A 12421-nucleotide genomic window follows, 5' to 3' on the forward strand; every position below is an offset into this window, starting at 1 on the left:
GATGTGTTAAAGAGCACGTTTATATGTATTTAAAAGATATTGTATTCTTATATCGTATCACATTTTACGTGGACTTGCTTTTCAATTAGACGAGTTTTCGATATAGTTAGGATGGAATAAACTTGAAAGTAAATGTAGGAGGTAGTTGACGATGAGTGAATTATTAGATGTTCGCCATATCACAGGTGGTTATCAGAAGAGTAAGCCTGTTTTGCATGATGTATCATTTACTGTAAATCCTCATGAAATGGTCGGATTAATTGGCTTAAATGGAGCAGGTAAAAGTACAACGATCAAACATATATTGGGTTTAATGGAACCGCATGACGGCGAGATTAGGTTACTAGGAAAAACGATGGCAGAAGGTAAAAATGAGTATCGGCAAAATTTAGCATATATCCCTGAGACCCCACTTTTATACGAAGAGATGACGTTATGGGAACACCTTGAACTGACAGCGATGGCGTATGGATTATCTGCAGAACAATTTGAAGAACGTGCACATCGATTATTAGAAGAATTTAGAATGGCTAAAATGATACATTGGTTTCCGAGTCATTTTTCAAAAGGGATGCGGCAAAAAGTGATGATTATGAGTGCATTTTTAATTAATCCGTCGATTTATATTGCCGATGAGCCTTTTGTTGGATTAGATCCGATTGGAATAAAATCTTTTCTTGACCGCATGTTAACCTTACGTGAAGAAGGCTGCGGAATTTTAATGTCGACACATATTTTGGCGACAGCAGAAAAATACTGTGATCGGTTTTTATTTCTAGATCAAGGAAAACTTATCTTACAAGGTACGTTGCAACAATTGCAGGAGCAAGCGAATATGCCTGGGGCAGATTTAGATGATATTTATGTTGAGATGACAAAGGAAGGTCGCCATGAATAACGTAGCAAATTTATGGAGTAAGCGACGTGGAGATTATTGGACGATGGCTATAAAGTACCTGCGTCTCATTGGAAACAGTGGCTTTTTGTTTACAATTTATTTGCTATTTGTCTTTGGAAGTTATTATTATGGACAGTTTTTGCAATGGTTGCCAGATACATTTCCGGCAGTGATTTTTTTTACTGTTATCTTTACTTGGCTTGTGACAAGAGGTCGAGTACGTACATTTATGAAGCAAGGAGACTTGGTTTTTCTGATCCCTGTTGAAGGGAAATTGAGTGGGTATATTCGATCTTCTGTCGCATATAGTTGGATGATGGAAACATTTTGGCTCGTATTGAGTATGCTTCTAATGGCTCCATTATTTTTCGATAGAATTGATGGAGCTGGAAGTACGCTTCTGACGGCATTGGTTTTGTTGAGTGCATTAAAGTTATGGAATTTAGTAGCAGGGTTTGAAGAGCAAAGAATTCTTGATAAAAACCATTACATGATCCACACGATGCTACGAACTGGTTTGAATGCCGTTTCAGTGTATGCTGTGTTCTCACAACAACCGAGTTTGTTCATAGGGGCAATTGGTTTGGCCTTAGCTAGTTTCTATGTTGGATATTATCGCAAATTGGCAAAAGAGTTTAGTTTAAAATGGGAAAGACTTGTAGAAATTGAGAATCAAACAGTGATGACATTTTATAGAATTGCAAATAGCTTTACAGATGTACCTAGTTTAAAGTCTAAAATTAAATTCAGACGTTGGTTAAATCCTTTATATAAATTGGTTCAGTTTGACCGAACGAAGGTGTATCATTATTTATTTGCAAGATCTTTTATACGAGCCAATGACTACTTTGGTATTTACGTAAGACTCACCTTCATTGGAGCGTTGTTCATTTCAATTGTTGATCTTGAGTGGGGCCGTTGGTTTGTCGCCGTATTGTTCGCTTATATGACGGCATTACAAATCGAGACACTAAAAAATCATTATGATACGAGTCAGATGATTGAATTATATCCAGTTAACTCAGATAGTATGCTAAAAGGTCATCAATTCTGGATGTTGTTCCTTGGAATGGTTCAATCGTGTATCTTTGCGGTAGTAGCTATGTTGACATATGGACTATTTGCAGGCGGGGTAGTTTTTCTATTAGCTATCGTTACGTATCAATTACACCTTCGCTTAAGATTAATAAAAAAATATGAAGTATCGGTATCGTGACATTTAGTGGAATCAATTAAAGGAGGACGAATGGATGAGTGTCTATTTGGAAAAAGTTGATAGAGAACTTGGCCGTTGGAAACAAAAAACATTTCGTTCTTCATCTATGCCAGCTCAAGTAAGTAAACGTTGGCAAAATAAACTGAACGATAAAATACCTGATAAAATTCATAGTGTTGTTACTGAAAGTGTGAAACAAATGGTCCGAGCAACGTTGGCGAGTAGTGATTACTTATCAAATCAAGAACGAGTTGTGGATCAATCGTTGGAAGAACGAGAATCGCTTTTAGACAAACGTATTGAGATGTATAAAAGAACCGCAGCTGTTGAAGGAGCCGGGACTGGATTTGGTGGTATTTTATTAGGAATAGCTGATTTTCCATTGCTATTAAATATTAAAATGAGGTTTCTATTTGAGGCAGCAAAAATTTATGGCTATGACTCAGATAAAATGGAAGAACGTTTGTTTCTTCTCCATGTTTTTCAGCTTGCTTTCTCAAAAGAAACGAAGAAGAAAGAAGTTTTTGATAACGTAACGAATTGGGAAGAAACGAAGAAAGCTTGGACAGAGGAGCATGATTTAAACGAGGTAGACTGGAAAGCGTTCCAGCTAGAGTATCGGGATTTCATCGATTTACCAAAAACGTTACAATTAATCCCGGGGTTTGGAGCTATTGTTGGGGCGACGGCTAACTATCATTATTTAGATTTATTAGCTTATCACACTAAAAATAGTTATCGACATCGCTTACTCAAACAGTAGGAAAAATACGAGGTCCTCCAAAGATGGAATCATGCAAAATGATTTGTCAGTAGGAGGGCCTCGTTTTTTTGAAGGCTGTTAGTGTTGAGAATACTGCCATGGTTGCTGTCGAACAAATAAAAAAATCGATGTCATTGTAATGAGCATCATTAAAAACCCACCCAAAATTATTGATTCTTCTTTAACATTTCTTTCTCCAGTGACAGCTGTCCCTATCATTTCTTCTGAAGGAAGTTCTCTCGGTTGATCTGCTAAAATAATTGTATCTATTGGTGGTTCTCCTCTTGTTAAGCCAACGACTAAGAAAGTGTAGAGAGCATCTGCTTCTAGTTGGGTTGATGGTGCTGATAAGATTTGTTCTTTTGTGCTGGCATTACTTATTTCTAAATCAATTGTCATAGGACTTCTCTCTACGTAAAAAGTCACATCTGTGTACGTGAGATTAGAGAAAGTAGCCTTTCCATTTGTGAGAACGTCTAAATTTGGTGAATCTAGTGAGAGGTGCGCAATACGAAACAAGGTTTGCCCATTACTAACAGATTTTGCGTCTTCAAAAACATTTAAATCTAAACTCTCGACTGAATTAATCGCAGCAGCCGTATAGGCTTTCCCTGATTCTATAGAAATTATCTGAGTTAAGAGCGGCTGTTCTTGTTCTCCTAGAGGAAAGATTTCTACTTTGTGCTGTCCAGGAACAAATCCCATGTAATCCGAAGTACCTTTGTAATCTAGCTCATTAACGACCATATTTCCATTAATTACAATACTTACTTCAGGTGTATCGGGCGAAGCGTGTAGAAGCCGGACCATCGCATCTTCATTGCCATCAGCTAACCCAACTATAGAAAATATAAAGAGAACTAATAAAACAGTAGTGAATGTAAGCACGGTATTTCTTTTCTTCATTTTTTCATCTCCTTGAATGATAGTTTCATGCATGGAGTAGTTTTACCGGGGTAATGGATAATTATGTATTTATTTAGGGTTTACTGAATAACTTAGGTCTTTGCAAAGAGGATTGTTTTTATGAGAGTCCTTCCTAGTTTAAATAGTCGGAAAAGGTTCCTGTTCCTCAATCGAAGACAAGAGTCCAAGATTTATGGTGACGGCATACTAATACCTCGTTCATCGTTATAAATAAAAAAGCTTTTGTTCAGGAATTCCTGAACAAAAGCCTAAATGAGTTATATTAATCTTTAAAAGTTTCTAAAACGAGATTCCCAAGAACTGTTGCTCCATGTAACATTGCTCGTTCATCAATATCAAAATTTGGATGATGGTGCGGATAAGAAATTTCCCAGTCTGGATTTTGCGCTCCAGTGAAAAAGAATGCGCCCTTCATGTTGCGTAAATAATAACTGAAATCTTCCCCACCCATTTGAGGTTTTGCATGTTCAACTTCTTCGATTCCTTTTGATTTCTCAGCTACTCCATGTAAAAATCGTGCCTCTTTCTCATGATTAATCAATGCTGGGTAACCTGGGACATATTCAAATTTTGCTGTAGCTCCAAAACTAGCTGCTACACCTTGAATAACTTCAGCCATATCTTTTTGAATCTGGGCTTGAACGTTCTCATCAAATGTTCTCACGGTGCCTTCAAGCTCAGCTTTATCAGCTATAACATTAAAAGCATTCAGCGCTTTAAAGCTAGCGATGGTAATAACAGCAGGATCAAGCGGATCAACTCTGCGGCTGACGATGTTTTGTAATGACTGGACTATTTGTGACCCAATTACAATCGCATCTTTCGTATGGTGAGGTTGCGCACCGTGCCCACCTTTACCTTGAATCGTTATTTTGAAGCGATCCGCGGCTGCCATTAGTGGCCCTTCGTTATATTCTATTTTTCCTAACGGTGTCGTTGCCCATAAATGTGTGCCGTAAATAACATCGACCCCATCTAAACAACCGTCCTCAATCATTGGTTTAGCGCCACCGGGTGCAAGCTCTTCAGCGAATTGATGAATAAAGACGACATCACCATGCAACTGACCACTCATTTCATTTAACGCTTTTGCTAAAACTAATAGTAAAGCGGTGTGTCCGTCATGTCCACATGCATGCATGACTCCATCGACGGTTGATTTATAAGGGACATCTTTTGCATCTTGTATCGGCAAGGCGTCAAAATCAGCTCTTAATGCAATTGTTGGGCCGGGCTTTGCGCCTTTTAACTTAGCGACAACACCTCGACCACCTACCTGCTCGCGGATCTCATGACCGAGGTTCTTATGATAATTAGCTATATATGCCGGGGTTTCGACTTCTTCAAAAGAAAGTTCTGGGTGTTGGTGAAGGTATCGTCGTATCTCTACCATTTCTGGATAATAATCCGATAATTTTTTATGCAATTGGTTCATCATTTTAAACATCTCCTTTAGTAGACTTAGACTGTGAATTTTTTACTAAATGTTAAATGGGATATATTGAGATAAGTATGCTGCGATGCGGGCAAAAACGCCTGTAAATAGCATGATCCCAAGAATGATCATAATTGCACCACTTGTCTTTTGAATCATTGGTAAATAGCGATTGATATTACGAACTTTATTGATGGACTTAGCATAAATCATCGCAACAAGTAAAAATGGAATCGCTATGCCAAGCGAATAGAAAAATAATAATAACATTGCTCCAGTTGCAGTTGTGTTTTGTGCGGCTAATGTGAGAATCGAACCTAAGACAAGACCGATACATGGAGACCAGCCAGCAGCAAAAACTAAACCGAAAAGGACTGAACGACCAAAGCTTGTTGTTTTAGAAGGTTTCATTAATCTCTTTTCGTTCATTAAAAAATTCAGGTTGAAAATACCGATTAATTGAAGTCCGAACAGGACAATGATGATGCCACCTAACTGTTCTAACAGTACTTGATTTCGCAAAAACATACTGCCGATGAATGACGATGAAGCGCCTAAGATAAGAAAGATCGACGTAAATCCAATAATAAAACCGATACTTCTAGTGAAAATTAGCTTACGGTCAGCTATGACTTGATTGTCCGAAATTCCACTACCAGTAAGTTGAGCGATATAGGCAGGGACTAGTGGAAACACACAAGGAGATAGAAACGAAACGAACCCTGCAAAAAGGGCAACCCATAAGGATAGAAACGTAACTTCATCTATTAAAAAAATACTCATTAGTTGCATACTAAAACCTCCAGATAATGAAAACATGAAAATTTCTCAATGAGTGAGAATGTGAAACTTTTCAAGTTTAAAACAAAATGTCTTCTAGCGATGTTCAATTTGTCCACTACTATTAATATACACGAAACGATTGTAAGTTAGAATGATTTCGACTCTTTTTCTCAAACTAGATGTAACGTAATAACTACTTCTCCATAATCAGAAAAAGAAAGAATATTCGTCAATTTTTTCAACCTGAAGTATAATAGTGATGATGGAGGTGAGACGATGTTAAAACGTAAATTACTATTTGCAGTCACATTCTTTCTCGCAATATTAGTCGTAGGGTTTGTTGGTTATTTAGGTATTATATTATTTGGTAATTATGCTATAGATGAGAAGGATTTAGTCCTAAACGAATCGACGACAGTGGTTGATCAAGACGGACAGGAAATCACAAAATTATTCCTTGAAAATCGAGAAATCATAGATATAGATGACATTCCTCAACATGTGCAAGCGGCATTTATTTCAATTGAAGATCACCGTTTCTTTCAACACACCGGGGTTGACTTTCGTGCGATAGGCCGTGCGCTCTATCGAGATATTCTTTCTGGTTCAAAAGCAGAGGGAGGAAGCACAATCACGCAGCAAGTGGCAAAAAACACATTTTTGTCAAACGAAAAGTCATGGCTTCGTAAAACGAAGGAGGTCTTGATTTCTATTAATTTGGAGCGAAGGTATTCTAAGGATGAAATACTAGAAATGTATTTGAACTTGATTTACTTTGGACATGGAGCTCACGGAATCGAGGCTGCATCAAAGCTTTATTTTGATAAAAGTGTTTCAGAGCTTTCGGTTGAAGATGGAGCGTTGTTAGCTTCAATTCCTAAGGCACCAAGTCACTATTCTCCTTTTATAGATTATGAAAGAAGTAAACAACGTCGAGACTTAGTTTTGTCTACCATGGAACGTCGGGATTACTTAACTGCAGAAGATGCGGTCAGGCTTCAGGGGAAGACGCTACCTACTGAGCAAACAACGATTACAGAGAATCCAGCTTACATGTCGTATGTCGATCTAGTCTTATCCGAAGCAGTAGATAAATATCAGATTAGTGAAAAGGAAATATTAAAAGGTGGTTACGAAATTGTTGTAGCAATGGATTCAAATGCTCAGCAGACAACGTATGAGCATTTTCAAAATGATGCAACTTTCCCTGCTTCAACAGGCGAAGAAATGGTTCAGGGTAGCATTATTTTATTAAATAATGAAACCGGTGGCGTTGTAAGTGCTCAAGGTGGAAGAGATTATGTGAGAAAAGGGTTTAATCGAGTTGATGGAGCGAAAAGGCAACCGGGATCAACCTTCAAACCGCTAGCTGTTTTTGCCCCTTCTATAGAAGAAGGATTATTTGAACCTTATTCGCTCTTGTTAGATGAGCGACATGATTTTGATGGATATTCTCCTCGTAATTACAATAACCAATATGCTGGTGAAATAACGATGTATGATGCGGTGAAAGAATCAGCAAATATCCCTGCTGTGTGGGTGTTGGACGAACTGGGAATTGATATTTCTAAAGAATATTTACAAAAACAAAATATTATCCTTGCTGATGAAGAGGAAGGGCTTAGCGTTGCTTTAGGTGGAATCGAACATGGTATGTCACCTATGCAAATAGCGGCAGCGTACCGAACATTTGCAAACGAAGGAAAGTATTCAGAACCTTATTTTATTGAGCGAATCTATGATCGCAATGGTGAAAAAGTTGCGCAAGTGAATACCGAAGAAATTCAAGTGATGTCTGCTCAAACGGCTTGGTATATGACGCGAATGTTAGAGGCTGTAGTCGAGGAAGGAACGGGAATCAGTGGGGAATTTCACGGCGCACTTGCAGGGAAAACTGGTACGACATCTATTGAAAGTATAGAAAGAGCAACTAGAGATTTATGGTTCGCAGGATTTACTCCTGAATTATCGGGTGCGATTTGGATGGGATATGACGAGCATAATTCAGACCATTACTTGACTGCATCTAGTTCTGTTGCAACGGAAGCTTTTAAATCAGTATTAACAGATTTGTATATGGGCGAAGCTGAACCAATGCTTACGTTTGAAATGCCAGAAGGGGTAAATGATTTGCAAGATCCTATTCAATTGGTCGAAATTAATGATTTGTCAGCTGACATTTCCTTTGGTTTTACGGGAGGACATGTGCAGTTAGAATGGACAGCAAGTGAAGATGATCGACTTCATTATAGGATCTACAAGAAAAAGGATGATGTCCTTACATTGATAGATGAAGTTGTTGGAGAAAGCGAATATTCGATCCGAGGGGCGAGTTTATTTTCTACTTCTGTATATGTTGTTAAGCCGTATAATCCGCAAATTGACAGAGAAGGAGATGCGTCTAACCTTGCTGAAGCGAAATTCAGGTTGTTCTCTGATGCATCTTAATACTAGATCGGCGGGTGCCTACCTGTATTTTCGCAGGAGCTTGTTTATTTTGTACTTTAAGAATGTTTAACTTCGCTAAAGATTAAAGTATAAGATAAACTAAGTTTTTCTAATAATAAATGCTAACTTTTAATTCTAAATGTGATCAAAATGTGACGGTAGGGTCTATGACTATCGTTCTGAATGAATAGTAGTGTAAAATCAATCCTAGTATGAGTATTATTTGAGTAAAAGTGAAAGAATGATTTGAGAGATTATCGAATCATTAATTTAGATTTGGGGTGTATGGAATGTCAGTGAAATTTAATGATCAATTTTTGAAAGCCTGTAGGCAGGAACCGATTCAGCATGTTCCTGTATGGTATATGAGACAGGCAGGAAGATCTCAACCTGAGTATAGAGAATTAAAGAAAAAATACAGCTTGGAGGAAATTACGCATCGTCCTGAAACTTGTGCTTGGGTAACCAAATTACCAGTCGATGACTATCAAAATGATGCGGCAATTTTGTACAAGGATATTATGACGCCATTACCAGCAATGGGAGTGGATGTAGAAATAAAAAAAGGAATAGGACCTGTCATTTCAAATCCACTTAAATCGATTGCTGATGTGGAACGGCTTGGCCTACTTGAGCCTGAAAAAGACGTAGATTACGTATTAGAAACGATTAAATTGTTACGAAAGCAATTAACCGTTCCACTAATTAGTTTCAGTGGTGCACCATTCACGCTTGCAAGTTATATGATTGAAGGTGGCCCTTCTAAAAACTACAACAAGACGAAAGGTATGATGTATTCTCAGCCTGAAGCATGGTTCTTACTAATGGAAAAACTAGGGGATATGGTGATTACATATGTAAAATCACAAATACGAGCTGGATCTCAAGCTATTCAAATATTTGATTCATGGGTTGGCTCGTTAAATCAACAAGATTATCAAACATATGTGAAGCCAGTTATGCAACGGATTTTTTCGGAATTAAGACATGAAGGAGTTCCTCTGATTATGTTTGGTGTTGGTGCACGCCACTTAACATTAGATTGGCATGATCTTCCTTTGGACGTTGTTGGACTCGATTGGCGATATCCTATCCAAGAGGCAAGAGCCGATGGTATCACCAAAGCTGTTCAAGGTAACTTGGATCCGTCTGTTCTAATGGCTCCGTGGCAAATTATTGAAGATAAAACAAGAGAAATATTAGATCAGGGAATGAAACAGCCAGGCTACATTTTTAATTTGGGGCATGGCGTGTTTCCAGAGGTTGATCCGGCAACGCTGAAAAAACTGACTAAATTTGTCCACGAGTATTCCGCCGAGAAGCTTGCTCAAACTAATCAATAAAGGAGATTAACTAATGAAAAAAACAGTAGGATTACTAGTGATGGCATATGGTACACCACGAAGTATGGATGAAGTTGAATCATACTATACGCATATCCGTCGTGGAAGAAAGCCTTCACAAGAACAGTTAGATGATCTGACGGAGCGATATGAAGCGATTGGTGGAATATCCCCGTTAGCCAGAATTACTACAGAGCAAACCAATAAATTGGAAGCGGAATTAAATCGTCGCTTTTCTGACCGACAATTCAAAGCATATCAAGGCCTTAAACACATTGATCCATTTATAGAAGATGCCGTGCATAAAATGAAAGCGGATGGCTTAGAAGAAGCCGTTAGTATCGTACTTGCGCCTCATTACTCGACTTTCAGCGTGAAGTCATACAATGGACGAGCAAAAGAAGAGTCCGAGTCAATTCAAGGTCCAACATTAACAAGTGTAGAAAGCTGGTACGATGAGCCAGGTTTCATCAATTACTGGGCAGAACAGATTAGGAAAACGAGAGAGACAATGACAGAGGAAGAAAAAGCCCACCATGTCGTTATTTTCTCTGCCCATAGTCTGCCGGAAAAAATTCTACAAAATGGTGATCCATATCCGGAACAGCTAAAGGAAACGGCGAAATTGATTGCCGAAAAAGCAGGTGTAGAAAAATACGAAATTGGTTGGCAGAGTGAAGGGAATACGCCTGACCCGTGGATTGGTCCGGACGTACAAGACTTAACAAGAGACCTATTTAAGAAAGAGGAATACAAAGCATTTATGTATTGTCCAGTAGGGTTTGTTGCTGATCACTTGGAAGTATTGTTTGACAATGACTACGAATGCAAAGTTGTGACAGATGAAGTGGGAGCTGGCTACTATCGCCCAGAAATGCCGAATGCCAAGGATGAATTTATCGACGCATTAGCGACTGTGATAGAAAAAACGTTAAAGGATGTCTAAATCATGTCGAAACAACGAATTGCAATTATTGGCGGTGGAATGACCGGGCTTTCGGCTGCCTATTATCTTCAAAAAGAAATTAAGATCGACAAGATCGATGCAGAATATGTTTTGTATGAAGCGAGTGACCGCTTGGGTGGAAGAATACAAACGGACTATACCGATGGGTTTGTGATCGAACAAGGTCCCGAATCATTCTTAGCAAGAAAATTAAGTATGACAGAGTTAGCGACTGACATCGGGTTAGCGGATGATTTAATAGATAATCGTTCAGGTGCGTTTATCCTTCATCAAGACAAACTCTATCCAATGCCGGGTGGAGCGATTATGGGTATTCCAACACAATGGATGCCATTTATAAAAACTGGCCTGTTTTCCCCTATAGGAAAAGCACGAGCGGCATTTGATTTAGTACTTCCAAGATCAAATAAAACTGGCGAAGATCAGTCACTTGGACGTTTCTTTAGAAAAAGATTAGGAAATGAAGTGGTTGATAATTTGATTGAACCTCTTCTCTCTGGGATATACGCTGGAAATATTGACCAAATAAGCTTAAAAGCGACGTTCCCGCATTTTCAACAAATGGAATCGAAATATCGTAGTTTAGTTATTGGAATGAAGACGTCAATGGCTAAAAAAGAGAATCAGAATCCTTCAAGTAAAGATAAAAAAGCGAAAAAAGGGATGTTCCTTACTTATCGTGGAGGTCTTCAATCGATGGTAGACCGGTTGGAAGCGAAGTTAGATGCGGATCAAGTTAACAAAAATCATTCGTTGGTGAAGCTTGAAAAAGTAGATGAGAGATACCGGCTTGTTTTTGAAGACGGAACGGAAGATCTTGTAGACAAAGTCTTATTGACGACCCCACACCAACATGCCTATAAACTGTTTCAAGAACACGATTTCATGACACCATTGGGGGAAACTCCATCAACGTCTGTAGCAACAATAGCCCTTGCTTATCGGAAAGAGGCTATAAAAAAAGATATTGACGGAACTGGCTTTGTCGTTTCTAAAAAAACTAATTATACGATCACTGCGTGCACGTGGACTCACAAAAAATGGGCTCATGCTGCTCCAGAAGGATATGCGTTGTTGAGAGCTTATGTTGGTAGGGCAGGCGATGACGATATCGTGGCAGAATCAGATGACGTGATCTTAGAAAAAGTGAAAAAAGATTTGGATCAAATTATGGAAATAGAAGGTGATCCGATCTTCTATAAGATTAAGCGTTGGAAAGAATCGATGCCACAATATGAAGTTGATCATTTGAAAAAGCTTGAAACTGTCAGAGAAGGATTGTCTCATACATATCCTGGTGTAAAAATAGTTGGAGCTAGTTATAATGGTGTAGGACTGCCAGATTGTATTGATCAAGGAAAAAACGGTGTACTTGAATTAGTTAATGAATAAATCTCTAACCGATTGGACCGCCTCTCAGAAGCTTGAAGTTGCTGAGAGGCGGTTTTTGTTGTACAAAAAACCGCACACAGAGTTTACGGTTTCAACAAGAGAGCATGCTAAGTACGATTTTGAACCTACCAAACAATATATTAAACCTTTTTCAATAATTTTTGATAGTTGATTTTGATAACCTGGGAGACGCCTGCAGGAATAGCAATGGCTGAAGATCCATCGGGGTGCGCTCCCCCGATTAGCTGA

General features: G+C 38.5%; 11 protein-coding genes. 8 read left to right on the forward strand and 3 right to left on the reverse strand.

The window, feature by feature from the left end; genetic code table 11:
* Positions 1 to 151: 151 nt before the first annotated feature.
* From ACM26V_RS23535 to ACM26V_RS23545, 3 genes are read left to right on the forward strand one after another with little or no spacing between them, the layout of a single operon-like run.
* On the forward strand, positions 152 to 898 hold the full coding sequence (locus tag ACM26V_RS23535; RefSeq protein WP_416149186.1) for an ABC transporter ATP-binding protein: 747 nt from the start codon (positions 152 to 154) through the stop codon (positions 896 to 898).
* Positions 891 to 2114, forward strand: coding sequence for an ABC transporter permease (locus ACM26V_RS23540; protein ID WP_416149187.1), 1224 nt, complete (start codon positions 891 to 893; stop codon positions 2112 to 2114). Before ACM26V_RS23535 ends, ACM26V_RS23540 begins: the two co-directional genes overlap by 8 nt.
* 34 nt (positions 2115 to 2148) lie before the next feature.
* Positions 2149 to 2877, forward strand: a complete 729-nt coding sequence (locus tag ACM26V_RS23545; RefSeq protein WP_416149188.1) for an EcsC family protein — start codon at positions 2149 to 2151, stop codon at positions 2875 to 2877.
* A gap of 78 nt (positions 2878 to 2955) precedes the next feature.
* On the opposite strand, the gene ACM26V_RS23550 is transcribed toward ACM26V_RS23545, so the two are convergent.
* The 3 genes from ACM26V_RS23550 to ACM26V_RS23560 form a co-directional block, all read right to left on the reverse strand.
* Positions 2956 to 3783, reverse strand: a complete 828-nt coding sequence (locus ACM26V_RS23550) for a DUF4397 domain-containing protein (protein WP_416149189.1) — start codon at positions 3781 to 3783, stop codon at positions 2956 to 2958.
* Positions 3784 to 4066: 283 nt separating this feature from the next.
* On the reverse strand, positions 4067 to 5239 hold the full coding sequence (locus ACM26V_RS23555; protein WP_416151954.1) for a M20 family metallopeptidase: 1173 nt from the start codon (positions 5237 to 5239) through the stop codon (positions 4067 to 4069).
* Between the two features lie 45 nt (positions 5240 to 5284).
* Positions 5285 to 6031 (reverse strand): cytochrome c biogenesis CcdA family protein, encoded by a 747-nt coding sequence (locus ACM26V_RS23560; RefSeq protein ID WP_416149190.1) that lies wholly within the window; start codon positions 6029 to 6031, stop codon positions 5285 to 5287.
* 267 nt (positions 6032 to 6298) lie between these two features.
* Here ACM26V_RS23560 and ACM26V_RS23565 point away from each other — a divergent pair, with 267 nt between their 5' ends.
* The 5 genes from ACM26V_RS23565 (at position 6299) to ACM26V_RS23585 (ending at position 12344) form a co-directional block, all read left to right on the forward strand.
* The gene (locus ACM26V_RS23565) at positions 6299 to 8470 is read left to right on the forward strand and encodes a transglycosylase domain-containing protein (protein ID WP_416149191.1); all 2172 of its coding nucleotides are present in this window, start codon (positions 6299 to 6301) and stop codon (positions 8468 to 8470) included.
* A gap of 290 nt (positions 8471 to 8760) precedes the next feature.
* Positions 8761 to 9813, forward strand: coding sequence for a uroporphyrinogen decarboxylase (gene hemE / locus ACM26V_RS23570; RefSeq protein WP_416149192.1), 1053 nt, complete (start codon positions 8761 to 8763; stop codon positions 9811 to 9813).
* A 13-nt stretch (positions 9814 to 9826) separates the two neighbouring features.
* Positions 9827 to 10759: a ferrochelatase gene (gene hemH / locus ACM26V_RS23575; RefSeq protein ID WP_416149193.1), complete on the forward strand. Its 933-nt coding sequence runs from the start codon at positions 9827 to 9829 to the stop codon at positions 10757 to 10759.
* A gap of 3 nt (positions 10760 to 10762) precedes the next feature.
* Positions 10763 to 12172, forward strand: coding sequence for a protoporphyrinogen oxidase (gene hemY / locus ACM26V_RS23580; protein WP_416149194.1), 1410 nt, complete (start codon positions 10763 to 10765; stop codon positions 12170 to 12172).
* A complete protein-coding gene (locus ACM26V_RS23585; RefSeq protein WP_416149195.1) occupies positions 12165 to 12344 on the forward strand; it encodes a hypothetical protein in 180 nt (59 codons plus the stop codon). Before hemY ends, ACM26V_RS23585 begins: the two co-directional genes overlap by 8 nt.
* Positions 12345 to 12421 lie beyond the last annotated feature (77 nt).

The organism is Salipaludibacillus sp. HK11 (assembly GCF_047795645.1).
Lineage (GTDB): Bacteria > Bacillota > Bacilli > Bacillales > Salisediminibacteriaceae > Salipaludibacillus.

Excerpts from the sequence above, each read along its gene's own strand:
- ACM26V_RS23585 (WP_416149195.1), top strand. The coding sequence starts at position 12,165 with ATGAATAAATCTCTAACCGATTGGACCGCCTCTCAGAAGCTTGAAGTT.
- ACM26V_RS23550 (WP_416149189.1), bottom strand. The coding sequence starts at position 3,783 with ATGAAGAAAAGAAATACCGTGCTTACATTCACTACTGTTTTATTAGTT.
- ACM26V_RS23540 (WP_416149187.1), top strand. The coding sequence starts at position 891 with ATGAATAACGTAGCAAATTTATGGAGTAAGCGACGTGGAGATTATTGG.
- hemH (WP_416149193.1), top strand. The coding sequence starts at position 9,827 with ATGAAAAAAACAGTAGGATTACTAGTGATGGCATATGGTACACCACGA.
- hemE (WP_416149192.1), top strand. The coding sequence starts at position 8,761 with ATGTCAGTGAAATTTAATGATCAATTTTTGAAAGCCTGTAGGCAGGAA.
- ACM26V_RS23535 (WP_416149186.1), top strand. The coding sequence starts at position 152 with ATGAGTGAATTATTAGATGTTCGCCATATCACAGGTGGTTATCAGAAG.
- ACM26V_RS23555 (WP_416151954.1), bottom strand. The coding sequence starts at position 5,239 with ATGAACCAATTGCATAAAAAATTATCGGATTATTATCCAGAAATGGTA.
- hemY (WP_416149194.1), top strand. The coding sequence starts at position 10,763 with ATGTCGAAACAACGAATTGCAATTATTGGCGGTGGAATGACCGGGCTT.
- ACM26V_RS23545 (WP_416149188.1), top strand. The coding sequence starts at position 2,149 with ATGAGTGTCTATTTGGAAAAAGTTGATAGAGAACTTGGCCGTTGGAAA.
- ACM26V_RS23565 (WP_416149191.1), top strand. The coding sequence starts at position 6,299 with ATGTTAAAACGTAAATTACTATTTGCAGTCACATTCTTTCTCGCAATA.
- ACM26V_RS23560 (WP_416149190.1), bottom strand. The coding sequence starts at position 6,031 with ATGCAACTAATGAGTATTTTTTTAATAGATGAAGTTACGTTTCTATCC.